Origin of the sequence: Pseudomonas aylmerensis, assembly GCF_001702265.1 — a bacterium.
Lineage (GTDB): Bacteria > Pseudomonadota > Gammaproteobacteria > Pseudomonadales > Pseudomonadaceae > Aquipseudomonas > Aquipseudomonas aylmerensis.
Genome location: NZ_MAUE01000041.1, coordinates 102,925 through 128,649 on the forward strand (window position 1 = coordinate 102,925; position 25,725 = coordinate 128,649).

Annotated in this window: 27 protein-coding genes; 20 read left to right on the forward strand and 7 right to left on the reverse strand. The window is 54.1% G+C overall.

Annotated features, from left to right (window positions below; translation table 11 throughout):
- The first annotated feature begins 1 nt into the window (after position 1).
- The 6 genes from BBG20_RS25080 to BBG20_RS25105 all read left to right on the forward strand — a co-directional run bounded on the left by BBG20_RS25080 (position 2) and on the right by BBG20_RS25105 (position 5,137).
- Positions 2–613, forward strand: coding sequence for a phage tail protein I (locus BBG20_RS25080; RefSeq protein WP_065908221.1), 612 nt, complete (start codon positions 2–4; stop codon positions 611–613).
- Positions 606–2,684, forward strand: a complete 2,079-nt coding sequence (locus tag BBG20_RS33265) for a phage tail protein (protein ID WP_226939962.1) — start codon at positions 606–608, stop codon at positions 2,682–2,684. Before BBG20_RS25080 ends, BBG20_RS33265 begins: the two co-directional genes overlap by 8 nt.
- A complete protein-coding gene (locus BBG20_RS33270; RefSeq protein WP_226939961.1) occupies positions 2,681–3,034 on the forward strand; it encodes a tail fiber assembly protein in 354 nt (117 codons plus the stop codon). The genes BBG20_RS33265 and BBG20_RS33270 overlap by 4 nt, the downstream gene beginning before the upstream one ends.
- 100 nt (positions 3,035–3,134) lie before the next feature.
- Positions 3,135–4,298 carry a phage tail sheath subtilisin-like domain-containing protein gene (locus BBG20_RS25095; RefSeq protein ID WP_065908225.1) on the forward strand — a complete coding sequence of 388 codons (1,164 nt, stop codon included), beginning with the start codon at positions 3,135–3,137 and terminating at the stop codon, positions 4,296–4,298.
- Positions 4,299–4,316: 18 nt separating this feature from the next.
- Positions 4,317–4,820, forward strand: coding sequence for a phage major tail tube protein (locus BBG20_RS25100; RefSeq protein ID WP_065908376.1), 504 nt, complete (start codon positions 4,317–4,319; stop codon positions 4,818–4,820).
- A gap of 11 nt (positions 4,821–4,831) precedes the next feature.
- Positions 4,832–5,137, forward strand: a complete 306-nt coding sequence (locus BBG20_RS25105; protein WP_065908227.1) for a phage tail assembly protein — start codon at positions 4,832–4,834, stop codon at positions 5,135–5,137.
- A 101-nt stretch (positions 5,138–5,238) separates the two neighbouring features.
- Here BBG20_RS25105 and BBG20_RS33275 read toward each other — a convergent pair whose 3' ends face one another.
- Complete coding sequence (locus BBG20_RS33275) at positions 5,239–5,460, reverse strand: hypothetical protein (RefSeq protein WP_226939964.1); 222 nt, start codon at positions 5,458–5,460, stop codon at positions 5,239–5,241.
- Between the two features lie 75 nt (positions 5,461–5,535).
- Between BBG20_RS33275 and BBG20_RS25110 the strand changes: the two genes are divergently transcribed.
- The 7 genes from BBG20_RS25110 to BBG20_RS25140 all read left to right on the forward strand — a co-directional run bounded on the left by BBG20_RS25110 (position 5,536) and on the right by BBG20_RS25140 (position 12,078).
- Positions 5,536–7,731: a phage tail tape measure protein gene (locus tag BBG20_RS25110; protein ID WP_226939960.1), complete on the forward strand. Its 2,196-nt coding sequence runs from the start codon at positions 5,536–5,538 to the stop codon at positions 7,729–7,731.
- 12 nt (positions 7,732–7,743) lie between these two features.
- On the forward strand, positions 7,744–8,589 hold the full coding sequence (locus BBG20_RS25115; RefSeq protein ID WP_065908231.1) for a phage tail protein: 846 nt from the start codon (positions 7,744–7,746) through the stop codon (positions 8,587–8,589).
- Entirely contained in the window at positions 8,564–8,770 is a 207-nt protein-coding gene (locus BBG20_RS25120) for a tail protein X (RefSeq protein ID WP_065908233.1), read from the forward strand. The genes BBG20_RS25115 and BBG20_RS25120 overlap by 26 nt, the downstream gene beginning before the upstream one ends.
- An 81-nt stretch (positions 8,771–8,851) precedes the next feature.
- The gene (locus BBG20_RS25125) at positions 8,852–9,895 is read left to right on the forward strand and encodes a phage late control D family protein (protein WP_065908235.1); all 1,044 of its coding nucleotides are present in this window, start codon (positions 8,852–8,854) and stop codon (positions 9,893–9,895) included.
- Positions 9,896–9,966: 71 nt separating this feature from the next.
- Entirely contained in the window at positions 9,967–10,614 is a 648-nt protein-coding gene (locus BBG20_RS25130; protein ID WP_065908237.1) for a glycoside hydrolase family 19 protein, read from the forward strand.
- Positions 10,611–11,135, forward strand: coding sequence for a lysis system i-spanin subunit Rz (locus tag BBG20_RS25135; RefSeq protein ID WP_065908240.1), 525 nt, complete (start codon positions 10,611–10,613; stop codon positions 11,133–11,135). The genes BBG20_RS25130 and BBG20_RS25135 overlap by 4 nt, the downstream gene beginning before the upstream one ends.
- A 148-nt stretch (positions 11,136–11,283) precedes the next feature.
- Positions 11,284–12,078 carry a DNA adenine methylase gene (locus BBG20_RS25140; protein WP_065908242.1) on the forward strand — a complete coding sequence of 265 codons (795 nt, stop codon included), beginning with the start codon at positions 11,284–11,286 and terminating at the stop codon, positions 12,076–12,078.
- Positions 12,079–12,201: 123 nt separating this feature from the next.
- Here BBG20_RS25140 and BBG20_RS25145 read toward each other — a convergent pair whose 3' ends face one another.
- Complete coding sequence (locus BBG20_RS25145) at positions 12,202–12,951, reverse strand: SOS response-associated peptidase family protein (RefSeq protein WP_065908244.1); 750 nt, start codon at positions 12,949–12,951, stop codon at positions 12,202–12,204.
- Between the two features lie 101 nt (positions 12,952–13,052).
- Between BBG20_RS25145 and BBG20_RS25150 the strand changes: the two genes are divergently transcribed.
- Positions 13,053–13,478 carry a LexA family protein gene (locus tag BBG20_RS25150; protein ID WP_065908246.1) on the forward strand — a complete coding sequence of 142 codons (426 nt, stop codon included), beginning with the start codon at positions 13,053–13,055 and terminating at the stop codon, positions 13,476–13,478.
- Complete coding sequence (gene umuC / locus BBG20_RS25155) at positions 13,471–14,748, forward strand: translesion error-prone DNA polymerase V subunit UmuC (protein WP_065908248.1); 1,278 nt, start codon at positions 13,471–13,473, stop codon at positions 14,746–14,748. Before BBG20_RS25150 ends, umuC begins: the two co-directional genes overlap by 8 nt.
- A 56-nt stretch (positions 14,749–14,804) precedes the next feature.
- Here umuC and BBG20_RS25160 read toward each other — a convergent pair whose 3' ends face one another.
- Positions 14,805–15,557, reverse strand: coding sequence for a hypothetical protein (locus tag BBG20_RS25160; protein ID WP_065908250.1), 753 nt, complete (start codon positions 15,555–15,557; stop codon positions 14,805–14,807).
- Between the two features lie 168 nt (positions 15,558–15,725).
- Entirely contained in the window at positions 15,726–17,102 is a 1,377-nt protein-coding gene (locus BBG20_RS32075) for an AlbA family DNA-binding domain-containing protein (protein WP_083221480.1), read from the reverse strand.
- A 904-nt stretch (positions 17,103–18,006) separates the two neighbouring features.
- On the opposite strand from BBG20_RS32075, the gene BBG20_RS25165 reads away from it, so the two are divergent.
- Both BBG20_RS25165 and BBG20_RS25170 read left to right on the forward strand, forming a co-directional pair.
- Positions 18,007–18,693, forward strand: coding sequence for a hypothetical protein (locus tag BBG20_RS25165; RefSeq protein WP_065908252.1), 687 nt, complete (start codon positions 18,007–18,009; stop codon positions 18,691–18,693).
- A gap of 475 nt (positions 18,694–19,168) precedes the next feature.
- Positions 19,169–20,485 (forward strand): hypothetical protein, encoded by a 1,317-nt coding sequence (locus BBG20_RS25170; protein ID WP_065908254.1) that lies wholly within the window; start codon positions 19,169–19,171, stop codon positions 20,483–20,485.
- Between the two features lie 868 nt (positions 20,486–21,353).
- On the opposite strand, the gene BBG20_RS25175 is transcribed toward BBG20_RS25170, so the two are convergent.
- Positions 21,354–22,643: a DUF6119 family protein gene (locus tag BBG20_RS25175; RefSeq protein WP_226939959.1), complete on the reverse strand. Its 1,290-nt coding sequence runs from the start codon at positions 22,641–22,643 to the stop codon at positions 21,354–21,356.
- Positions 22,644–22,866: 223 nt separating this feature from the next.
- On the opposite strand from BBG20_RS25175, the gene BBG20_RS33575 reads away from it, so the two are divergent.
- The 3 genes from BBG20_RS33575 (at position 22,867) to BBG20_RS25190 (ending at position 24,800) form a co-directional block, all read left to right on the forward strand.
- The gene (locus BBG20_RS33575; RefSeq protein ID WP_404940352.1) at positions 22,867–23,268 is read left to right on the forward strand and encodes a hypothetical protein; all 402 of its coding nucleotides are present in this window, start codon (positions 22,867–22,869) and stop codon (positions 23,266–23,268) included.
- A 312-nt stretch (positions 23,269–23,580) separates the two neighbouring features.
- A complete protein-coding gene (locus BBG20_RS25185; protein WP_065908259.1) occupies positions 23,581–23,880 on the forward strand; it encodes a hypothetical protein in 300 nt (99 codons plus the stop codon).
- A 137-nt stretch (positions 23,881–24,017) separates the two neighbouring features.
- Positions 24,018–24,800, forward strand: coding sequence for a DUF4253 domain-containing protein (locus BBG20_RS25190; RefSeq protein WP_065908260.1), 783 nt, complete (start codon positions 24,018–24,020; stop codon positions 24,798–24,800).
- A gap of 80 nt (positions 24,801–24,880) precedes the next feature.
- On the opposite strand, the gene BBG20_RS25195 is transcribed toward BBG20_RS25190, so the two are convergent.
- Positions 24,881–25,138, reverse strand: a complete 258-nt coding sequence (locus BBG20_RS25195) for a hypothetical protein (RefSeq protein ID WP_065908261.1) — start codon at positions 25,136–25,138, stop codon at positions 24,881–24,883.
- Positions 25,139–25,669, reverse strand: coding sequence for a GNAT family N-acetyltransferase (locus BBG20_RS25200; RefSeq protein WP_065908263.1), 531 nt, complete (start codon positions 25,667–25,669; stop codon positions 25,139–25,141).
- Between the last annotated feature and the right edge of the window lie 56 nt (positions 25,670–25,725).

The window sequence follows — 25,725 nt, forward strand, 5'->3', positions numbered from 1 at the left end:
CATGAAAAGCCTACTGCCGAATAACAGCACCCAGTTGGAGCGTGCGATTGAGGCGGCGAGTTCGAACCAGACCGTCATCCCGTTACGCTCGCTCTACAACCCCGCGACGTGTCCGGTTCATTTGTTGCCCCACCTCGCATGGGCCTGGTCTGTTGATCGCTGGGACGATCGCTGGACGGAGGCGGCCAAGCGCAACGCGGTACGGGCGTCGTTTTACATCCACTCACGCAAAGGAACCATCGGCGCACTGCGCCGCGTGGTGGAGCCGCTTGGCTATCTGCTGGAGGTGATCGAGTGGTGGCAGACGGTACCCGAAGGCGCGCCGGCGACCTTCGCCCTTAGGGTCGGCGTACTCGACACCGGTATCACCGAAGAAATGTTCAGTGAGCTGGAGCGCCTGATTGACGACGCCAAGCCCGTGAGCCGGCATCTGACGGGCCTCGACATAACGCTCGAAACTCGCGCTAACGCCTATACCGGCTTCGCTGTTTATGACGGTGATGAAATCGACGTTTACCCTTGGGCCAACCCCGATATCGACGTGGTGATTCAAGGCCATGCAGGCGTAAGCGAATACACCCTCGACGAACTGGATGTGTACTCACATGGTTGATAAGAATTCTATTTTTGGCGGCATGATCACCACTCAGGGGGCCGCCAAGAAGACCAACTGCGATGCCCTCGGTATTCCGTGGGAGCCGCGTTACATGTTGATCGGCGATGCGAACGGCACCGATCCGGTGCCCAGTCCTTCGCAGACCAAGCTGGTCAATCAAGTTTATCGTGCGCAGATCAATCAGCTGCGTGTATCTCCGACTGATGCCAATGTGCTGATTGCCGAGGTGGTGTTGCCGCCCGACGTGGGTGGTTGGTGGGTGCGCGAGTTGGCCCTGGAGGATAAGGACGGTGTGTTTTCTGCGGTGGCCAACGCGCCGCCGAGTTACAAGCCAGTGCTGGCCCAGGGCTCGGGGCGCAATCAGGTGGTGCGGATGCACATTATCACCAACGGCACCTCGAACATTCAGCTCAAAATCGACCCGGCGGTGGTGCTGGCTACGCGTCAGTATGTCGATGAGGCGGTTAACGGCCTTCTGCCTGCGAACAAGCCTGCTGGCACCTACACCAAGGTGACGGTCAATGATCGCGGCGTTTTCGTTTCTGGATCTAACCCGACCACGTTGGCGGGGTATGGCATCACCGACACGTATACCAAGGACCAAATCACGGCAATGATCGCCCAGGCCTCGGCGTTGCCGGTGGGCTCGATGATCGGTTTTCCCGTGGATAAGGTGGCGCCGGGCTTTCTGGAGCTGGACGGTAGCGTCAAAAGCGTTGCGACGTATCCAGACCTGGCGACGTTCCTGGGCGGCGCGTTCAACAAGGGCGACGAGGGCGCCGGTAACTTTCGCCTGCCCGAGTCGCGCGGTGAGTTCCTGCGGGGCTGGGACCATGGGCGCGGGGTTGATGCTGGTCGGGTAATTGGCAGTGCTCAGGCCCAATCCATGCAGAAGCACGATCATGCAATGTGGTCGGGTGGAACCTATGGATCTGTAAGCGCGTCTGGCGGCGGCTCTGCATCACCGTGGGTAAGTGGCGCTGCAAGTGATATGCGAACCGGCGTGACGGGCTCGGATGAAACACGACCGCGCAACTTGGCGGTGATGTGGTGCATCAAGGCTTGGAACGCTCCGATCAATCAGGGGAATATCGATGTTGCAGCCCTGGCCAGCGAAGTCGAGAAAACCCGAAACCTCTCGATTCAAGGCGCTTACCGGGGAATCCTGATCAGTGCAACCGGTGCCGGCTCGCTTATCTCGGCCCGCGTTGATCAGGTGATTGTCAAAGACGGGGCCGGTGTAGCGCGTCGTATCAGCGGTCTTTCTTCTGCGATCAATCTGGCTACTGTCGGAGCCAATGGCCTGGATAGCGGGGTATTGGCGGCGTCCAGTTTTTACTCGTTGTGGGCTATCAATGGCGCGGCCCAGGCGTTCATCGCCGCGCTGTGCCCTGTGCTGACCGGAGCGACCACTGCGGGTTCTGCGGTTGTTACCGGTTTGCCCAGTACCGCGTCACTGCGTGTTGGGATGCAGCTGTCGAGTTCGGCATTCCCTGCCGGCTCCTTTGTGCAAAGCATTGAGTCGCCGTCTCAAATCAACGTTAGCGCCCTGGCGCTGACTACGACTGCTGCGGCGTCTTTGCGCTTCGTCTATGAGCCGGTGCTGCCTGCTGGATATACATCAAAGGCGCGCGTAGGCATGTTATTGACTGCTCCGAACGGGGTGCCATTTGCTTACACGCAGATCGATAACCTTCTCCTTTTCGATCCGACAGCGGCGACAAATACGCTCAATTACCCGATGGCTGTGTCGGGCGCCGCAAGTACGCCGGTGTCGGTGTCGCTCGCGAACCTTGTGCCGCCAACGGCCCGCAAGGTTTCGTTGGTTGCCGGGTGTACGGGGGGCTACGTGGGCTTTGCGCCTGAGGGGGCCTTCGCCTCAACTCCGGGAACTGGCTACCTGAGCCCGGCGCAGTTGAACGGGTTCCCGTTTGCGGGTGGTTATAACGCCTCTGGTCCTGTGCCTACTGCGCAGGGCGAGTTCATTTTGCGGCGTATGAGCTTCCTGTTTTGCGCGACCGCTGCGACTGCTGTGGCGCAGGTCATGGGCTGGGAGGACGGGTTATGAGTTTTGCTGTTCGTAATGACGGCGTTTACCGCTGCCGGTCTATCGGTGGACCTGAGGAACTGTTGCCAGGCGAGGTGTTTTCTGACGTCTATGTCCCGTTACTTTCGGTTGGTGTTGATGTTGATGCCGAGCGTTCGTGGCGTGATGGGGAACTGGCCAGTCTCATGTGGTTGCGTGAGCGGCACCGTGACCAGTTGGAAATCAGCCGTGAAACAACACTCTCCGCTGAGCAGTTCACTGAGCTGTTGGAGTACATGCAGGATCTGCGCGACTGGCCACAATCGCCGGACTTTCCCGACATTGAGCAGCGGCCAGTGCCGCCGGCCTGGATCGCCGAGCAAATCCAATAGACGCCCCGCATTGACGGGGCGTTTTCTTTTCCGTTACGCGTAACACGAACAACCCACGGCCTCGCTTATGCGGGGCTTTTTCGTTTCTGGAGATTGCCCTATGAGTTTCTTTCACGGTGTGACCGTCACCAATGTGGACACCGGCGCACGTACTATCTCGCTGCCGTCCTCCTCGATTATCGGTCTGTGCGACACCTTCACCCCGGGGCCGAAGGTGACGGCTAAGCCTAACCAGGTGCTGCTGATCACTCGCGAAAGCGAAGCGGTGGCTGCCTGGGGCGAAGACGCGGCGATCACCAAGTCGATCAAGGCTATCTACATGCGCGCCAAGGCGGTGATCGTGGCGTGCGGTGTCGAGAAGCTGGCCACACCCGCGCTGCAGACCTCGGCCATCATCGGTGGCGTTCTGGCGGATGGTCAGCGTACCGGCATGCAGGCGCTGCTTGACGGTAAGAGCCGTTTCAATGCTCAGCCCCGTTTGCTGATTACCCCGGGTCACAGCGCGACCCAGGCCGTGGCCACGTCGCTCGATGCGCTCGCCGGCAAGTTGCGCGGCCTCGCCATCGTTGATGGCCCGAACACCACCGACGAGGCTGCCATTGCCTACGCCGAAAACTTCGGCAGCAAGCGCGTGTTTCTGGTGGATCCTGGCGTGCAGACCTGGGACACCGGTCTCAGTGAACCCGTGGACGCACCAGCGTCGGCTTGGGTGGCTGGCCTGTTCGCCTGGACCGATAACGAATACGGCTTTTGGGCCTCGCCGTCGAACAAGGAGTTTGTCGGCATCACCGGTACCACGCGGCCGATTGAGTTTTTGGACGGCGACGCAACGTGCCGGGCCAACCTGCTCAACAACGCGAACATCACCACGATTATCCGTGACGACGGCTACCGCCTGTGGGGCAACCGCACCTGTTCCAGCGATCCGAAGTGGGCCTTCGTGACGCGTGTGCGCACTCAGGACATCGTTATGGACGCGATCCTTTACGGGCACAAGTGGGCGGTTGACCGCTCGATCACCAAGACCTACGTCAGCGATGTGACCGAAGGCCTGGAAAACTTCATGCGCGACCTGAAAAAGCAGGGCGCGGTTATCAACTTCGAAGTGTTCCCGGACGACGAGCTGAATACTGCCAGTCAGCTGGAGCAGGGCAAAGTCTATTGGCGCATCCGTTTCACCGACGTGCCGCCGGCTGAGAACCCCACTTTCCTCGTTGAAGTCACTAATCAGTGGATCACCGAAGTCATCGAAACCAAAGCCTAAGGAGGCTTCGCAATGTCCATGATTCCCCAAACGCTGTTCATGATGAACATGTTTGTCGACGGCATGAGCTTCGCCGGCGACGTGCCCACTTTGAGCTTGCCCAAGCTGAAGATCAAAACCGGCGAGTACCAGGGCGGTGGCATGGATGCCCCCATCGATATGGACCAGGGCATGGAAAAGCTGGAGGCGTCTTTCAGCACCAAAGGTGTACGCCGTGAGGCGATGAAGTTCTTTGGCCTGGCTGATCAGACCGCGTTCAACGCCGTGTTCCGTGGCTCGTTCAAAGGACAGAAGGGGGCAACTACTGCAGTGGTCGCCACCCTTCGCGGGATGGTCTCGGAGCTGGACCCAGGTGAGTGGAAGCCGGGCGGCGACGCTGAATTCAAGTACGCCGTCAGCGTCAGTTACTACAAGCTGGAAGTCGCTGGCTTGCGTATGTTTGAAATCGATCCTGTTAACGCGGTTCGCGTTATCAACGGCGTTGACCAACTGGCATCTGTTCGCCGCGACCTCGGCCTTTAAGGAAAATACCCATGCCTCAAGACATCAACAAAATCCCGGAATGGCTGACGATCACCGCTGACTCGGCAACCATCAAACTGTCCAAAATCGTCAAGGTCAATCAGATCGAAACTGATCAGCTGACCATGCGTTCCCCAACCGTTCGCGAAGTTCGTGCCGCGACCAAAGCCGCCCCGGACGATGAGGAGCAAAGCGAAATGATCCTGTTCGCTAGCCTGACGGATGCAGGCCAAAACGATCTGGGTGAACTGAGTGTGCGTGATTACAAGCGCCTGCAGGCCGCCTATTTTCGCCTGGTGCGCGAAGACCGGGTTTAGCGAAGAGATACAGAGGAAGCTGGCTCAGCGGCTGGCCCGGGAAATGTCTTTCTCGGCCAGCGAGATCGAGTCTATGTCTTTCTCAACGATGATCTGGTGGCTCAAGGAGTGAGCCGCCTGGACCTTTTCGGAGTGACCCCATGGCGAACAACCTGGCGCTTGGCGTCGTCATCGGCGGTGCTATCAGTTCGACCGTCGGCGCTGCCTTCAAGGATGTTGAAGGGCGTATCAAGAAACTCAGCGACCAGGGCACCAAGGCCCGGGTACTTCAAAGCACCATTGGCGACACCATCCGCCTGCGTGATGAGTGGAAAAAAGCCCATGACACCGGCTCAGCCTCGGCTGACGGCCTGCTGAAAAAGTTGGAGACCAACCTCAGAACCCTCAAGGACCAGGGTGTGGAGGTCGGTAAGTTGCGCAACGAGTACCAGAAACTGGGCCAGGTGGCCCGTGGGGCTGAGCTTAAGGCGCTCGGCCACACTCAAATCAAGCAGGGTAAGGACGGGCTGAAAAGTTCGCTCGGCCAGGCGACGGCGCTGTCAGCGGCGGTCGCTATCCCCACCAAGATATCAGGCGACTATCAGGCGCAAATGCGCCAGATGTCGCTGTGGGCGCATACAGCCGGCACAGATGACGAAGGCAAGATGACTGCGATGGTTTCGACCATTGCGGACGACAAGGGCATGAGCCGTCAACTGCTCGCCAAGGCGGTTGGTGGCCTGATCGAAAAGGGTGTTGATTGGCAGGAAGCCAGTGCCTATGCCGGCCAGATTGCCGATCTGATCGATGGGCAGGGCATGGAAGCCGAAACTATTGCCACCTTGATCAACTCGTTCAAGGAGGCCGGGGTTAAGAAAGAGGACATGGCCGGCATGCTGGGTCAGGTCGCTGCAGCCGGGGATATCGGCGCCTTCGGTCCCAAGGACATGGCTCGGTATCTGCCGTCCATGCTCGGTAACATCAAGCGCCTGGGCATGGAAGGCCCGGAGGCGGTTCGCTTTCTGGGGGCCAGCTTGCAGTCGCAATACTCACAAACGCAGGACTCTGCGGCCGCTGCGACCAACATGAACAACCTGTTGAACGCGGTGATCAGCAGTACCAGCCAGGAGCGCTTTGCCAAGGAAGGTTACGACCTGGCCGGCTCGATCCTGGCCGCGACGAAAAGCGGCAAGGCAGCCAACCCGGTTGACGCTTTCATCATGCTCAGTCAGGAAATGATCAAGCGTCAGGATCCGGCGAAGGCCAAAAAGATCGAGGCCCTCAAGGCCAAGATCAAGGCGGCAGCGGACGGCAGCGCCGAGGAACAGCAGGCCATGGTGGCCCTGACTGAAGCCGCTGGCCTAGCCAACATCGTCAGCGATCAGAGCGCCAGTGCGGGTTTGCTCGCGCAGATCAAATACGGCGACAAGATCAAGGCCGATATGGTCACGATCGAGAAAACCGACGGCAAGACCAAGATCGAGTCGGACGCCGCTAAGGCCCGCGAAACCTCCAACCGCAGATGGGCGGAGGCCACGGCGGGCATGGAAGCCTCCATGATCAGCCTTGGAGATGGTTTGCGGCCTTTGACCGATAAGGTCGCGGATGGCCTGGGGAAGGTTGGCTATGCGCTGGCTGACCTGGCCAACAAGTACCAACCAGTTACGGCGGTGATTGCTGCGGTTGCTGCAGGCGCAGTCACGTTGGGCGCCGCGCTGAGCGCGCTCAAGATCGGCAAGGGCCTGCTGAACGTCGGCCGTGGTTCGCTGATGGGCAATCCGAACATCCCGCAAAAGGTAATCGTCACCAATCTGCCGGCAGGTGGCTTGGGCGGCCTGGATGGTGGTGTAGATGGCAGCGGCAAAGGTAGGAGGGGCGGCAAGGCGGGTGGTCGCGGTTTGGGCTTACCCAAGGGCGCCAAGCTGCCTGCGGCCCTGGCGGTCATTGAGGCTGGTTACAAGATCAAAGATACCTATGACAACGCCACGACCCGCGATGAAAAAGCCGAAGGCTATGGCGAGGCGGCGGGGGGCTTGGCGGGCACGCTTGCCGGCGCTGCGGCCGGTGCGGCGATTGGCTCGGCGGTACCGATAATCGGCACGGTGGTCGGTGGGTTGCTGGGTGCCTACCTGGGCAGCCTGGGTGGCGACGCTCTGGGCGGATATTTGGGCAAGTCGTTCTTCGGCGGCGACGATGGGCTGAAGAAAATGCCCGATGCCGGTCCGTTGATGATGGTCAACGCCGGCAAAGACATTCCGCCGGTGCTCGGCGATATCGCGACTTCTTTCGCGCCTAAAGGTGATGGCTCTCTGCTGATGCCTGGCGCCGTCAAGACGCCTGGGCCGGTGGGTGGTGACGTCGTTCGTTCGCTGGCTTCGCAGCCGGCATCGAGCACACCCGCTGGGGTTGCGCTGATGGCGGTACCGCCAAAACCGCCGGCGCCGAAGATCGAGCAAAAGGTTGATATCAGCGCGCCGATTCAGGTGACCGTGCAGGGCGACGTGAAGGATCCGGCGCAGCTCGCTCGCGAGCTTCAGCCATACATCGCACAGCAACAGCGCGAAATCACTCAACAGCTGGAAAGCCGCAAGCTCTACGACGACGCGCATCTTTGACCTGGGGGATTTATGGGCTACATGGAGCAGCTGCAATCAAGCGTTAAGTCCCTGGCGGCGGCGGGTGAGACTGGTCGCCGTAGCCTGGATGGGATGATCGCACCGGTAGACGGGGCGATCAGTGAACTCAGCGGCGCGGCCTCGGAGTTGGAAGGCATTCCGTTTGTGGGACCAGCCATCGGCGAAAAGCTACAGCGGGTTATGCGCGGTGTAACGGCCGCCCAGGCGAAGGTTGGCCAGGTAGTGTCGGTGTACAGCGCAGCAACCCGGGCTGCGTCTCAGATTGACGAGCGCTTGGGTGCGCTGAAAGAACAGGCAGGGCGGGCTGCGACGGCGATCAACAACATCGCCGGCAAGGTCAGTCCTTCACTGTCGGGCATTATTCCGACTGGGGCCTTTGCGGCTGATGCCACACCTGCGCCGGAAGCTGTAAAACCCTTCCCGCACCTGATGATCATGCAGCCGCGTGATCCGAAACAACAGCCGTACTTCTTCAACCTAGACACGGCGGCCTTTGATGAGCTGCGGCGTTCGTCTGCGTTTCGCTGGGCCTCTCAGGAGCGGCTGACGCGTCGACCGGCGCAACAGGCTATCGGTATGGGTGACGAAAAGCTGACGTTGAAGGGCGCCATCTTCCCGGGCTTCAGGGGTGGCATCAAACAACTGGACACCCTGCGAACCCTGGGGGGCAAGTTGCAGCCGCTGACGCTGACCACCGGCTACGGCGACGTGTTGGGCAGCTGGTGCATGACCAGCGTCGAGGAAGAACAAAGCGCGCTGCTGGGCGGCGGCATCCCGCGTAAGCAAGGCTTTACCCTGGAGTTTGTACGCTATGGCGACGACATGCAGAACGTCTGACGGGGATCTGTTGGACACTATCTGTCACAACTACTACGGCCACCTGAACGGCACCGTGGAGGCTGTGCTGGATGCTAATCAGGGCCTGGCCGATGAGGCTCAGCCGTATCGGGCAGGTGTGGTGATTATCCTGCCGGACATGCCGGCACCCACTGAAGAACTTGTGATGCTTTGGGATTAGCCAGGCCTGGCTGTCCTTTCCTTCCGTTACGCGTAACGGCCGCCAACATTCCCCCGCGTTGGCGGGGTAACTGGGTGAACCATGACCCCTCGCTTTCGCGTCGTTGCGGACGGTAAAGACATTACCGCGCTGATCAATGACCGCCTGTTATTGCTGAAAACCACTGATAAGCCCGGCATGGAGTCGGACGACTTCGAGCTGCGCATCGATGACCGCGACAGCGCCGTGGCGCTGCCCAAGCGCGGCGCCGGCATTGAGATCTACCTGGGCTATGCCGAAACGTCCATGGTGCGGCTGGGCCGTTATATGGTGGATGAGGTAGAGATATCCGGCCCGCCTAACACCATCGTCGTGCGCGGCAAGGCCGGCGACATGCGCGGTACCGGAAAGACGGTGCGCAGCGGTAGCTGGGAAGATGTGCCACTGTCCAAGATCGTAGCCGACGTGGCTGGCCGCAACGGCTGGACTCCGGTGTGCAACGTCTCCACGAACGTGCCCCGGGCTGACCAGCTCAGCGAGTCTGATTTCAACTTCATCACCCGCATTGCCAAGCAGCACGACTGCACGGCCAAGGTGGCCGATGGGAAGCTGATTGTCATGACACGCGACGGCGGCACCAGTGCGAGCGGTAAGGCCTTTGGCGCCGTCACCATCACGCCCGCCGATGTCAGTCGGTGGCAGTTCCGCTTAGGCGATCGCAACACGCACAAGGCAGTGGCCACCAAGCACCAGGACAAGAAAAGCGGTGAGCTGAAGCTGATCAGCCTGGACAACACGGATGCGCCCGACGGGCTGCCGGCGGTGCATACAGACCGTCATATCTACCCCAACAAGACCGCCGCGACCCAGGCCGCTAAGGCCCGCCTGACCGCCTTCAATCGATCTTCGGCAGGCGTTCGTCTTGAAATGCCTGGGCGTACCGATCTGTTTGCCGAGCGGTCGGTAAACGCCACGGGCTTCAAGGTCGGCATCGATGGCGAGTACCTGGTCGACTCAGTTGAGCAGGTATTCACCCAGGCAGGCTGGTCGACCACCGTCGAGTGCAATGGCGGCAAAAAGGGCAAGGCCAAGGCCAAGGGTAAAAAGGCGAAAAAAACCAAGGAGGTCAGGGTTCTACAGCTTTGACGTGACTCGCTGAAACCCCCGTTTAACTAGAAACCGCCGCCGTTTGGCGGCTTTTTTTGCCTGGAGAAAACATGTCTATCACCCTGCAGCAGTTGCTGTTGATCCTCCCGAACGCTGGCCGTCAGGCCGGGCTTTTTGTCGGTGTCTTGAATACTGCGATGAGCAAGTACGGCATCGTCACGCCCAAGCGAATCGCGGCCTTCATCGCCCAAGTCGGGCATGAATCCGGCCATTTGACGCGCCTGGTCGAGAGCCTGAACTACAGAGCGGACCGAATCGTAGCCTTGGGTAATGCCGCTAGCCCGGGTTCCCGGTGGCGATCCCTGGTGCCGCGTGCCGCCGAGCTGGCGGGCAGTTCGGCACGTATGGGGAACGCCGTCTACGGCGGCCGCATGGGCAATGGCCCTGAGGCGTCGGGCGAGGGCTATATCTACCGAGGGCGCGGCCTGATCCAGATTACTGGCAAGGACAATCATCGTGCGTGCGGTGAAGCCCTGGGCGTCGACCTGATCAATCACCCCGAGCTGCTGGAGCAGCCGCAATATGCAGCGCTGTCGGCGGCCTGGTACTGGTCCGTGAACGGGCTGAACACGCTGGCCGACGCCGGCGACATCCAGAACATCGGGAGCCTCATCAACACGGGCAGCAAGGGCAAGATCCCGAATGGTGCGGCTGATCGACTGGCGCTCTATCAGACGGCATTGCGGGTGCTGGCATGACGCCCGTGCAGAAGCTGGCCGGCCTGGTGGTGCTGATCCTGGTGGCTATGGCCACGAGCTTCGGCGCTGCTTGGCAGGTGCAGGACTGGCGCCTCGGCAGGGTTGTGACAGAGCAGGGCGCCCAGTTCGAGACGGACCTGACCGCGATCGGCAATGCCGCCGCAGCTCAGGCCCGTACCGAGCAAGACAAGCGGTTGGCCACCGAGCAGCAACTGGCCGCCTTAGACCAACAACACACCAAGGAATTATCCGATGCCCAGCGCAAGCAGGCTTTACTGCGTGACCGCCTTGCTACTGCTGATGTGCGGCTGTCAGTCCTTCTCGACGCCACGGATTCAGCCAGTGGCTGCAACATGCCCGCAACCCCCGGCGCCGTCGGCGTGGTTCATGCAACCCGTCGAGCCCAACTTGACCCAGCGCATGCTCAACGAATTATCGGGATCACCGATGCCGGCGACCAAGGATTGATCGCCCTGCGGGCCTGTCAGGCCTACGCAAAAGAAGTCTCTACACCGAAATAAAGGAGCGGCCGGGTCGGATGCGTCAACATCCAGCCCGGCCACCTTCCCCGCAGATTGCCCCTGCAAGTCCAGCCAAGGCTCCCGCTTCGTGCACAAAGCGGAGCGAGCCTAGCACTGTTTATTCATACAGCAAAGGTCTTGCTTTTATATGTCCACACCCATCATCCCTTGGATGGGCGGCAAACGCCGCCTGGCTGACCGCCTTATCCCGCTCTTCCCGCCTCACGAATGCTACGTCGAAGTCTTTGCCGGTGGAGCCGCGCTCTACTTCATGCGCCCCCAGGCCGCGCCAGTTGAAGTTCTCAACGACATCAACGGCGACCTGGTGACGCTGTACCGCGTGGTGCAGAACCACTTGGAAGAATTCGTGCGCCAGTTCAAATGGGCGCTGAGCTCTCGCAAGGTATTCGAATGGCAGAAGATGACCCGCCCTGAAACCCTCACAGACATCCAGCGCGCCGCCCGGTTCTTCTACCTGCAGCATCATGCCTTTGCCGGCAAGGTGACCGGGCAGACGTTTGGTACCGCGACGACTGGCCCGGCTATTAACCTGCTGCGGATCGAGGAGAACCTCTCGGCCGCCTGGCAGCGCCTGTCCGGCACCTATGTTGAAAATCTCCCCTGGATTGATTGCGCCGAACGTTATGACCGACCGCACACTTTCCATTACATGGACCCGCCTTACTGGCAAACCGCAGGCTATGGCGTGGACTTTCCCTTTGAAAACTACGAGCGAATGGCTGATTTCATGCGGCGCTGCAAGGGCAAGGTTATGGTCAGCATTAATGACCATCCCGATATCCGACGGGTGTTTGAAGGCTTTCACTTCGAAACGGTGGATATCCGATACAGCACAGCTAACCAGCGCCAGGGCAAAACCGAGATCAGCGGTGAGTTGGTGATCATGAATTGGGAGCCGGCAGCGTTGGGTGGGCTGTTCTGATAGGCGCCGCCGCTTTGAACGGTGGCGCGTTACCCTCACTGAACTAAAATTGCCCCTGTAGCTCGTATTGCAGTCTCTTAACCTCACATTGGGTAGCGGATGGATAAGCAACTCGCAGGTCTTTCATTTCTGCTTACCCTGGTGTGGATCACAGCAGTCGCCTTCGTGATGTGGTACCTGAGCTGATCTGTCTGGCTCAATCAGTTCAGGCCCCTGATTTCTAACATTCCCTACGGCCTTGCCTACGGGAAACCATTCAAACTCTTCCGTGGGTTGGCACAGCTCATTTGCAATCTCCTCCGCTCGCGATTGGGTTATGCCGGGATCAAGCCACTCGTTGGCATGTTCTCGGGTCAACACCAAGGGGCGCCGGTCGTGGATATCGACCATGCCCTGATCGCTTGCGGCGGTGATAATGACAAAACCATCGCCTTCATGAGGCTCCAACCCAGGATTTACTTGGGCAAGCGCTCCGAAGAACATCGGACGCCGGCTCTTCAGGCGGATGAAGTAGGGCTGCTTCTTCTTCGGATCGTCCGGATCTTTTACCCATTCATACCAGCCTTCACTGGGCACAATGGCCCGGCGATTCGGCCAAAGCTGTTTGAAGAACTTCCCCGTGGTGACCGTCTCGACCCTAGCGTTAATCGGATCCGGACGTTTTCCCTTCGCCCAGAACGGCGCCCATCCCCATTTCACTGCATCGATATGCAGCCCATCCTCTAATGTGTGAAGAACCTGCACCCGCGTTGAAGGTGCGACGTTGTAGCGATCAATAGGCTGAGCGTCATACCCGCTGAACAGCTCTATCTGCGGGCTCAGCTCTTCAATGAAGATCGCCATCCCTTCGTATTGCACGAATCGCCCACACATACGCACCTCTCCGCTTGTCGAAATTCCCTACAGAAAAATTGACCGCAAGCGTCCTACAAAGTTAACTGTACATTCGTACAGTATTTGTAAAAGGCCGCATCATGAGCTTCACCATTCTAGGTCCTATCGCCGAGGCAGGCGCGAAGCTGCCTATGTGTTCGTTCCAGGTTCCGGCGGGCTTTCCTTCGCCGGCAGCGGATCATATTGAGCAGCACATCTCATTGGATGAGGTCCTGAATATCCGCGCACCGCATGTGTACCTGGTAGCCATTACCGGGGAAAGCATGCAAGGGGTTGGTATCTTCGAAGGCGATCTCGCAGTGGTGGATCGTGCCATTGAGCCGGCTCACGGGCATGTGGTGGTGGCTCTGTTGAACAACGAGCCCGTCTGCAAGCGCCTCTGTAAGCGCGGCCGGGAGGTTGTCCTTCTGTCCGAAAACCCCAAATACCCGGCTCGGTACGTTCTTGAAGGTGATGAGCTGTCAATCTGGGGTGTGATCACCAGCACAGTGCGCAGTCATGTCTAAGCAGCGACCCACCTTTGCGCTGGTTGACTGCAACAGCTTCTATGCCAGTTGCGAGCGGGTATTCCGGCCGGACTTGGCGAAGGTACCCATCGTGGTGCTGAGCAATAACGACGGCTGTGTCATTGCGCGCAGTTACGACGCGAAGCCTTTCATCAAGATGGGCGAGCCGTATTTCCAGATCAAGCACAAGCTCAAGCAGCACGGCATTGTGCCGTTCTCCTCGAACTATGCGCTGTACGGCGACATGAGCGAGCGCGTCATGAGCCTGATCGAGGCAATGGTGCCGGCGGTTGAGGTGTACAGCATCGACGAGGCGTTCGCCGACCTGACTGGAATCGGTGAGCTGGATGCCTTAGGCAGGCAGATTCGCGCTCAGGTACTTCGCTGCACCGGTATCCCTGTCGGTGTAGGTATCGCTCACACAAAGACCCTGGCGAAGCTGGCAAACCACACCGCGAAACGCCTGCAGTCCCAAACCGGTGGTGTGGTCAATATCACCGATCCGGTTAAGCGTGACTGGGTGCTACGCAATACGGACGTGGCGGAGGTGTGGGGTGTCGGTCGAAAGATGAAACTCCATCTTGATGCCATGGGTATCAAGTCGGCTATGGACCTGGCTAAGGCTGATCCGTGGACGCTCCGTAAGAAGTTCAGCATCGTGATCGAGAAGACGGCCAGGGAGTTGGGTGGCACGCCTTGTCTGGAGCTGGAAGAGCCGGATCCGCCGAAGCAGGAGATCTGCTGCAGTCGTATGTTTGGTGAGCGGTTGACGGAGCTGCCGCCCATTAAGGAGGCCGTGGCCACCTACATGATGCGAGCCGCGGAGAAGCTTCGAGCCCAGAACTCTCTTTGTAAGAAGGTGCGCGTGTCTATCCGCACTGGCATGTTCAATCCAGAGGAGGCGAGGTATGCCAATGGAGTGGTGGTAGATATGCCGTATCCCACCGACGACGTGCGGTTGCTTACTCAAGTAGCGGTCGGTGCGCTTGATCGGATATTTCGACCAGGCTTCAAGTACAGCAAGGCTGAGTTGATGTTGCTCAGCCTCTGCCAGCCAGGCGAATACACCGATGACTTGTTTGCTACATCACAGCCGATGGAAGCGACTCGGGTGATGACAGTCATGGACGAGATCAATGAGCGCTGGGGTAGGGGGACGATGCGTTCAGCCAGCGTGCCCAGCAACCCACTTTGGGCTATGCGCCGGGAGATGATGAGCCGGAGCTACACGACCAAGCTTGATCAGCTTTGGACGGTTATGTGTAACTAGAGCGCGTATGAAGTGTAATGTCAGAACGTTAATCGAAGTTATGCGGACAATGCACATCATTTTATTGGCGTTAGATTGGGATCGACCCGGTATTTTACTAGGCAGCTTGTGCATTTTATAACTTCTCCGATTTTGAGTTTTGAGTGGAAGATTTCGAGCTCTGCGCCACATTTACATGTGCATTGTATCTTTGATCCGAATCTGCAACCGCCGTCGTAGCGTTCGATGAAGTGTTCAACTTTGCATGAGTCGTTCTGGCACAAGATTGATTCGTTATTTTCTATATACCAGCTTGTGAACAATATCGCCTGCTGGCATGATTCACACTCAAAGGTGCTGTAATCTGTTTTTATGATTATCAAGTTTCCTCTAATTAGCACCTTTATTGTTTCGAATATTTTTAATAGTTTCTCCTTGTTGATGGAAAAGTCTTTTGCTTTCGAGGGTTGAGGCAGGTGTAAGTAGCTACCAAGATTGTTATAGATTTTAGTAAGTTCAGAATTTTTGATGTTGTTGTAATGGATTTTTATGGGCGAGCTTCCATCGTGTTCCGATATTGTCAATGTTAGGTCCATATCGGCAAGCTTGTCGAACATGGATAGCATTTTCATTGCTTTATTCGGCTCCCATTTTTGGATAATAGATTTTGGGAGCTGATCGGCATCCTTAAGTAGCCTTTCGTATACATGGGCTTCTAAAAAATATCTCATTTCAAGGCTGGCGTGTCTCAGAGAGCTCAGGTCATTGTTTTTTAGTAATAGTTTTGCGCTTGCTAAATGCTTGCGCTTGTTGTAAGGCTTCGCGTCCAAGTTGTGCTCCTCATGAAGGAAGTGTAATCACGGGGCCGCGTACTCTAGTAAGGGTGGAGGCCCTCGAAGTAGTCGGGTGTGTGAGGGGAGCCGTGCCCTCGATATAAACTTTGGTAAAGATAGCGAGGGTGTGCCTTTGACGGTCGGCAACTGAGTTAAGGAAAATAACTATTTTTTCTGTAATAGCTCTAGAGCTATTTCCTCTATTACATTTTTCGAAAATGTCATTCCATTAAAAGAGCTAAAAAGTTCAGATACAATTTCAGGGATTATTGAGGGTATCGATGAGGGAGAGATGTCAAGAGAAATGTTTGCGTGAGTTGTTATCTGATCGTCCCCGCTTACTCTGCCTGGAGAGATATAGCGTAAAGAGTTGTATGAGCTGAGCTCTCTGCCTTCGAGGCCGCTCCAGCGAAAGGCAAACTTCAGAGTGGTTTCTTTTTCTGGGAATGCCATTGATTTGGCGAAAGATATAGCTACAGAAATCGCTTCCGTTACGGTTCTGATTGCGATATCTACCGCTAAAAATTCGTTGGGGTTATTACCTTTTTTTATAGCGACCAAGTCATCCCACAGGACTCGACAATGATAAAAACGTCCAGATGGTTCCGCTCTCCAGAAATCTAAGTGAGGTAATATGAAAGATCCTTCATAATCTTCGATGAGCGCCTCGTAACCGCCGGCACGGGTTCTTGGTCTAGATTTAGGGTCTAGAAAAGCGCGACTGTCTAGCCATAAAGGCCAACCGTTGAGTCCGGGATTAGCATAGATAAAAGAGGATAAAAAGTTATCGTCAGCTCTAACCGCTTCGCGCTCTGCGGCGCACTTTATAATGACGGCAACTTCGAAAAGACCTTTGCCTAAGTCAATGGCGTCGTCGGCTTTTTTTATCTCTAAAAATCGTTGATGGCATTCATTTAGAAATACGTCGACTACTGCTGTCTCGGGCTCTACAGAGTCGCCATTAATTTGAGATAGTAAGCGAGGAATGTCCAGGCCGGAAAGATGGCGCCTAACAAAATTTCCTATGTCCGCCTCCCTGTTGTCAAAGCAAATGTTCATGATCTGCGGCCAGTCGCTAAATTGCGCGGCAGCCGAACTAGGAGTGTGATTAGCTGCTAATGTTCGTACGTAAACTGTGTCTTTTTTGACTAGCTCTTTAGCCTGATTGTTTGGGTCGTTGATACCAAGCTTAGCCGCGACAGGAGTGCGAACTCCTGAGGGAATAGTTATGAAAGGGAATTTAATCCCGTTAAATGTTCCAAATTCTACAGATACCTCAAAAGACTCTGAGGAGTGGCGGGCGATGAGGGCTTGAATCGTATCTTGATGGAATCGATCATCAATATTCTCTGGAGCTAGTTCGGATAGCGGATTGCCTTCATCAGAAATCCCGATACCTAAGTACCCTCCGTTAACGTTTCTAAGCGCAATCGCCGCCTTCACGATCTTGGCTTTTCCCTCTGCTGTGGTGGGGTCAATCCAAGACTTAAGTTCGATATTCAGACTCTCGCGGGGGGCCGTCAGAAATTCATCTAAATTCATCTAGTTACCTTCCTCGCTTAATTTTATATTAATCAGCAGGTTATGCTTTGTTGCTTTGTTGCTTTGTTGCTTTGTTGCTTTGTTGCTTTGTTGCTTTCTTGCCGGCTTCTAACCTTTCTAGGTGATCAACCCTTGCCTGATATTCCCAGCGTTTTTCGCCATGGCTCTCAGCGCTCCGCGAAAATTGTCGCCACGCTTTGGTGAAGTACGCTATTCCACCATTAGCTTGAGCTCTGTTGTCGATGCCTCCAAGGCGAGCTGATTTCTAACCCCTCTTTACGACCTTTGCACGCAAGGCGTGACAGGGCAAGCCGGAGGACTACCGGACTTTAGGCGACAAAGCACAGAAAATCCATTCCGCAACTGAAATAGAGCCGCCCGATTTTAGAAGGCTCCAGCGCTGTGTGAATATTGGCGATGCGGAATTAATTATGATGTAAGATACTGATAAATAAAGAGATAGTCGTGGATTGCAAATCCGCCTACGCCGGTTCGATTCCGACCTCGGCCTCCACTCTTAGAAACCCCGTAGATTAACGTCTACGGGGTTTTTTATTGCCTGGGATTTGGGCAATCACTTCCGCAATTTTTGGGATCGCTGCCGCATCCCTAGCTTTTTTCGGGAGATTTAAGACGCCGCTATTGGTATGCCTCTTCCTGATTGGACGTGGAGTTGTACTCTCAGACTAAGGAGTCTGAGCGTCCACTAACGGCCAGAAGCAGTCACTCAGAGAGGCTAAATTGAGTGGAAAGCAGCTCATCACATGAGAGATTGCATGACCGCAGCGTCATGTCCGGGCACCCTTCATCACGAGTGACGCTAATTGGATATGTCGTGGCGATGTGCTATTCGTTAAAGGTTACTGGAGATGAATGTCATTAGGATTGGAAAAGGGTTAGGGCGATGAGTGATGCAGAAAAATCGAAAACGCAGCACGCGGGATTACTCCAGCAGTGGAAAATATATTCTGTCGATGAATTTAAGAGAGCACCAATCGCCACTACAGCGATACTGGTGGGTGCCATAGGTAGCGTCCTCATGTTTATATTTGCAGGGACTCAACCTCATTCGGAATCCAAGATAACTTCGCCGATTTTAAACGGATCTGCTAACGGTGTTGGGGTAATTGAGGTTAAGAATATTTTGATGGTGATCTCTTTTTTCCTGTTTTCTTCATTCCTTGGCGCGGGAATAGTGAGGCTGATTGCAAAAAAGTATGAGAACGCGTCCATAGTGCTTTCCATTTTGATTGCTTCGTTTACTAATTTCTTAACGATTTTTTTTGTGTTTCTCGCACCACCGCGGGCCGTGAGTGAGCAGTTGTTTCATGCTGCGCACAACAACGTTTTTTATACTTCAATGTTGGTTTATTTAACGGTGTGCGGCTCAGCAGTTTTCAAAGACATTGGCCGAACCATGTTATCGGAGCCTGAAGATAAATCTTCTGGTGGCGGGATGGCATTTTTGTTAGTAGCTGGGCTTCTTATTGCAATTTGGGGGTGGGCGGTATTCGCGGCGCAAAAGCGATTGACAGAAACGTTTTTACCGGATATTGCGCATTACATTGAACAGGCCCCGATCAAGAAATAATTTATAACGCTAGCTTCAGCTAGAAAGGCGATGCGTTTAGAGGCTAGAGAGGGGGTGTAAAATGGGTTCTGCAACTGGATTGTGATGCTGAATAGCCTCTACTTTAGTAGACGTTTTGAAAGTCTGCTTATGGCCGATTCTGTTGAAAAAGTCGGCCATCGTTTCCACGGTAGAACAGTACACGCCTGAGATTGAAATCTTTACTTTTGGCAGAGGCTTCTGGACTCAGATTTCACGCAGTAGCGTGTAAAAAAGGCGTTTTCACCGGTCAATATTCGGGCCATTTGGGCGAACCGACTTTTTCAACAGAATCGGCCGATAGCTGCCTCTTTCGGGCAACAACTACCGGCCAGAGTCAGCTATGCTGCTGACCATCGCACGCACCGAACTGAATCATAGTCACGGCTAGCTGTTTTAGGCAAAATCATTAGCTAAGCACTGTACATGCGCGCCTAAGTACAAATAGGATTTAATCATGGCCGGAAATAAAAATTCAACTTTCTCTGGTTCAGAGCCTACATGGGCAAATGCCTGCGTAGGAAACAACGGCAGCCCTGGATATTTTGAGTACTCCAAAGGTTTCTCCACCGCTGCCAACTTACTAATTGATCAGGTTCTTTCCAAAAAAATGGATATGGAAATTGACGACTTAGTGTATCCCGTTTGTTTTAATATGCGCCATTCTGTTGAATTAAGACTGAAAGGAGCAATTCAGGAGCTGTCATTCGTAGCTAAAGCGAAAAATTACGAACTTTTGTTTGATTTGTCCGGGTCACATGATATTGGAAATATTTGGAACTTCTTTAAGTGTAACTCCGAGCTTCTGGACAACCGTTATAAGGGTGTTAACAGCCTAATTGCCGAAACCATTTCAGACATTGCAGAGGTAGACGCCACCGGGCAGACGTTTCGCTACCCTTTAAGCAATGAAAGCAAAAAACATCTAACTGACGTCGCATCTATTAATTTCTTTCGTTTAAAAGGGAAATTTGGGCAGCTAGAACATGACTTAGACAAGCTCCATGATTTGAATCTGTGGCTTAAAGACGAATATGCTCAAGGGACTTTTACATCAAAGCTTTCACGCCCAATGATTTATAGGCTGGCCAGAGATCTACCCCCGAAATCTGATTGGGCAACACCAGAATTTAAAGATATCAAACAACAGCTCATGTGTAAGTACGACATTGGCAGCAGAGATTTATCGAAAGCTATTGAAAAAATAAAAACGCACTATGTTCTTTCTTCTGTAATAGGTGAGCCTTTACCACTTAAAGGTATAATCCCAGATCAGCTATTTTTCTTCTTCGATCAGTGGGCGCCTCAGAATACCAAGAGCTTACTTCCAGAAACACCAAGCCTTGGCCTTGATTACTGGGATCGAAGTGAGTCGATACTTGACAGCATAAAAGAAAGAGCAAGTACTAGACAGTCGGTTTGGAGTGAATTTGAAGAAAAGCTGACTCCTGAATATCTCGCAGGATTGCATACTTTATTCTATTTTGCGCGCGACAAGTTGTATACAGAATTTTACATCGAGCTATATAAAAGCACTGTCTCGGAAATCAACAGTTATTTTAGAGTTGGCATTCAAAATGTTAGAGAAAGCTTTATGCACATTTTTGATAAAACGAATGCCTTGTCTAACATCGTAACGTCGCTTTTTGCCTTAGGTCATAGTGATTTGGCTGAGGCCATTGTTGATAGATATCAAGTTGATTCATCACTCAAATGGCTTGAGAGATCTAGGAGTGGCGAACTTTTCTCTTATCCAGATTTTGCCAAATACTAAGTGGGTTTTTAAGCTTAGAGATCGACAGGCGGCAGAGACAGGTGACTGGTATGGGTTGATAGCTGGTGACCGCTATCGACCGAGGCTGTGTAAAAACGTTTTAGAGCTCGTTTGACAGTCAGAATCGGAACGAAAGTCGTGTTCCTATGCAAATTTCAGGTCTGCTGACTAACCAAACGCTGGCAGATTTTACGTAGCAATGCAGACTTCAAAACGGTGCATGCGTTTTCACACAGCCTGGACCCATAGCTGCCGTTCGGTACCGGCAGCGCCCGAAAACAACAGCCGCTCAATGCTGCTTGGTGGGTTCCAGACTTGGTGTCGCACACGGAAACGGTCAATCCGTGGTGAGCTTAAAGGAACGATGGATAATTGTTTGCTGGCTGGGCTCCCAACAGAGCGGTATGACGATACCACGCTGCCTACTATGTCCAACCTCAGGCAATCATTGGCTCGCAACGGTGTGTATGGCTCATGGTGATTTCACCTTTCACCTTTCACCTTTCACCTTTCACCTTCCATGTTCCATGTTCCATGTTCGATGAGATCACCATTATTGCTCGAGAACTCACTTTTTATTTTATGTGGCGCGATATGTAAATTTTCGGATTGAGCGAATATCCTGTCACTAGTTTCTTCCAAGCTTCGACTGCTAGTAGAAACTGGATGGAGTTTACGTCCGTGATGGTTTTAATGTCTTCTTCGAAGACGAACCAAAGCGCCGCCGAAGTGAGTTTCTTACTAAATTTGATTTTGTTGTTTTTAATAAGGGTTATGGAGTCTTTCGATTGTTCAATATTGTAAATTAGTTCCGGCTTCTTTTTTGAAATTTTTACGGATATTATCTCGCCTTTATAGTAAAGGTCGGCTACTTCAACTTGATAATCCCTTCTTTTTTTTCTAACGAGCGAATCGCGGTGAGTTCTCGGTCTAAGAGCGTGTATCCGCGCTCGTTGCATATTTTCTGATTGAAATAGGCTTCGCGATAATCAACCTTGTCATCTCCGGCTTTTCGATTGGCTCGTTTGTTTGTTTGCCAAGCAACAAACTCTGTTTCAATCAGTTGTTCTTCGAGAATAACCTCAACAGCGCTGAGAGATCGTTTTAGGTAGTCCATGAAAACCTGATTAAAAAAGAACCATTCGCCATTTTTCAAAAAATATTGCTGGTCGCCCCACACGATAGGCATATCCAGCAGCTCTTTGAGGTTTCTCGTGAAGCGTCCGATATCCTCATTTTTAAACTGCACCGTCACATTGTTTATATCGTCAATATCTGGATTGTCAACGAGGAACTCTGAAATTGCTTCAATGTCCATAGTATTGCCGAGCTGCTTGCTCAGGAGTTTTCCTTCGCTGTTCTTCGCTTTGATGACATAGTCATAGTCATGGAAGCTGAAACATATCGACACACCGCTTACATGAAACTGATCAATCCCCACGTTCCCTTCGCCATCTCTCAAATGAGTGAGAGCCTGAATATCCAGGTCATTTGCAATATCTGCATTGGCTGATTCGAGTTTGGGGAGGTGGATTATCTGATCATCATTAAAGCTGGCTTCAATAATTTTGAATATTTCAGGGAAATGCATGGGCTGCTTGTCCATATCCATCTGGATAGAGTCAGCAAAAATGATGTTGCGGTTACCCCAGACAGTTTTGTTTGCTGCCTTTAGTTTTATATGATCCACGGACTCACCAGCTTCGTAGTTGTTCACCTGGAACTGCTGATAAGAGGAAACGTCTTGCCTTTTCGTGCCAGTAAAATATCGGCTTTTTTTGAGAAGTATTGAACTCTCATCGGCCATATGCAGAGCGAGGTCAATACCAAAATCCAGCTGTATGAATTTCGAAAGATAAAAATGTGATTTGCCCAAGCTGACAGCAAATATCTTTTCAGGTTCTGCAATATTTTGGCAAACCAATACAGCAAAGTTGAAAATATTTTTTGGCTCTTCAATGTCTTCATTGAAGAAGTTACGGTATGTCTTCCACCACCAAACTTCGTTGCCTTCTACTTTTTCAGAAAAATAAAAGGTTTTTAAGTATCCGTCCTTTTCTAGGGTTTTTTGCTCTACCAATCCAACTGATTTTAACTTCTCTTTTAGTTGGTTAAGTTTGGCAGGTTTGACTTTGTAGATATTATAAGTGTTAGCCATAACAATTCCCTTTGTACGTAACAGCGTGATGGAATTCTGAGATTCGTCCTCAGCTGGAGCATTTTTGTCCCTTCGGATGCCATCGTGGTTAAGGCAGATGGGCAGCCGAACTATCGTTACGTGTGAGGCTAAATGCTATCACTGCCTATGGCAATGACGCTGTTGGGTGTTTCGTAGCAGAACGACTGGAAAATGAGGCTCCCCAAATCAAAGGATTGATCCCATGATCACCTGCCACGTCAAATACATCATCGATCCCTATCACATCACGACGTTCGAACGCTACTCACGCCAATTGGTCGGATTGGTGAACCGACCGCACAACCAGGTTGAACGTCCGGTATTGGCCGTTAGCGGTCAGTCGCGATCTGCTGCTTTCGGCCAGCAGCATAAGTTCAACGGGTTCGCTTTCGACAGCACCGAATGCCTGTCCGGAACGTGCTTCAAACATGTTTTTTTTCGGCTGCTGTCCCGAAGTGTCGATGGAGAAACTCGACCTGCGCGCGTAACACGTCGGCGAAACCTGCCCCGCCTTCGTAAACGTCATAGTGACCACCAGTGCTGCGGAACAATTCAGCCCGTGGAGCCTTGCGTGCAACCTTTAGCGCAGCGCGATCGAGTCTGACTCCTGGACGACGAGCAGGAAGAATAGCTGTCGGCCGTTCCGTAGTCTGCACGCCACCTGTATAGCTGCCATCAACGGCCCGAGGAGAGGAGATCAAGACTGATTCAGGCACGGCCATTTGCATGTGAAACAGCAGAATCAGTCACGTGATTGCCCTTGTCGGCTCGTACTGTCCGCTTCCAATCGTCAATTGTCCTGGCTATAACCGGAACGTGCTTAACCACCATTAGCCCGGTTGGACTGCCAGCGCGTGGAACGACCCGCTATGCCTGTAAGTCTACCTGTATCTACTCATGGGTAAGGTACAGCGCAATGGATAAGACAATCACCGTCGATCAACTAGCTACCACCGACCTTAGATCAATCAACGAAATATGGCTCGTCGGGACGCATACCCAGTTATGCCTATGGCGTGGCGAACAGGTCTTCACTCACGAGATGATGAGCGAGGGCACCCACGATCAGAATGTCCGACGCCTGTGCGTGCAGTTGGTCAACTCTGACGATCAAGCCGCCGTGGCCAGCGTTGAGGTAATTGTGCGCGAACGGCTGGAAAAAATCGGGAAGGAGGGCGAGTTTTATCCCGCAGAGGAGGCTGATACTCATCAATAAGAAAAGGAGTATCGGCCATTCATGGGGGAGGTAACCCAAGGCCTGTTGTCCCTTGCAAGCGTATCTTCCGCTGATGAGCCTGGAACGCTTAGGATTACTCACTCAATTCAGTAACACCATGGAGCAGTCAACAGGTTATGGAGATTGAATTTCGCGGTAATGGCATGCATGACAACCCGTCTGTAGGTACATGCGATGAGTACGGTGTGAGCGGGATTACCAGCTTTGACGATCTCGCCCAAGCTCGTCGTAAGATTGCTGAGTCGCACCCTGGATTTACACCTCTGTTCTCGCTCGATGATCTGCACCAGGCCCGCTACACCTCGGGACATGCACGCAACAATTCAGGGATGGACGATGCATCGGAGCAGGACATAGAGGGTTTACCGCCAGAGTGCTTCGAGAATGGTGAATACATAGGCTATCCGACTACGAAGGCGGAGTTCGCAATCTGTCTTCGCAATTTCATGAACCTGGTTGCAGCCACGTCTTTCGAAGACGCTTGCGCTCATGGTTTGACGCTGGATGAGCAGGCCCTGCAGGAGTGGATCGGTTATCAGAACAACCCTGTCTCTCTTCTGGAACAGCCCCTTTCAGCTGTCGTGGTGCCTGTTCAGCAGTCTTGCCAGGCACTCGCGGCTTTTCCGAATGGCTATTTCACTTCCGACCTGGATCCAGCGAAGAACTTTGCGGTTGCGCGCCATTTTTCGGAAACGCATGGCTTTGAGTTGATGGGCGTAGGTGCTTCTTACATCGGCTTCATTCGTGCTGAGCCGCTTGATACATCCTTAGCTAACGTCGTAGCCAGAGACTTCTGTGCGCTCTACAACACTAGCGAGGAAGACCTACAAGTACGCGTTTGCGCAGTTGAACAGGCGATCTCCGGTCGGACGCATTTGTGGCTCCGCTACGTGGAATGAACTCCGTGCGCAGTAAAAGTGCATCGCCGCTGATTTCATAGACGCCATGAGTAGATCGCCCAGCACCAATGCCCAATCCATCAAGCCGGCCCCTCGCTCCTGAGAATACGCTGCTCCTTCACCTCCCCGGCGTACCCGCCAATTTTCGCCTGCTGAGCCGCGAGTAACGCGCTGATCTTCATCAGCGCCACGGCTTCGTGTGGGGTTTTCGCGTTGGCCGCCATGGCCGTCAATTCGACCACGGACCAGCCTATGACCGCTGCCGCATCTTCCAGGTCGTAGAACAGTTCCTGCTGTGCCGTCCTGGGGCCATCGAGGCCTTGTATCAAGTCTTTCATCTATGACTCCGATGACGTGAGTTCAAGCGCCATGACCACCATGCCGATTTCTGCCAGGTCGGTGCTGAAGGGGATTTCTGCAACCTCCTGGAAACCCGACGCGGCGTAAAAGCGACGGGCATTGGCATTGCTCTTGAGGACATCCAGCCAGAGCAAGCGTTCTCCACGTTGCAATGCCCATTGGCGAATGAACTGCAGGAGTTGCTTGCCATACCCGCGCCCTGCGGCACTGGTGAGGAAGTAGATCTTTTGCAGTTCGGCGCCGGGTCCACCGGTCACGGGGGCAGGGGTGGACCGGTTGACCTTGGCAAAGCCTACGAGGTGGCCGCTGTCATCGGCGGCGATAAACCAGGCGTGCTGGTCGGGCTGGGCGAGTGAGCGGCTGAGGGCGCTGGTTGAGAAGTCCTGGTCGAGAAAAGCCTGCAAGCCGGCGGGCGACCAGATGGCCGAGAAGTGTTGCCGGTAGGTTTCGCAGCCGACTTCGCGCAAGGCGTCGAGGTCTGCCTGGGTCGCTTGCCGAATGGTGAGCATGTTCTTCCCTGCGTGGCGCGTCGGCGCGCTTTATTGCGCTGCCGAGTCGCCAGTGT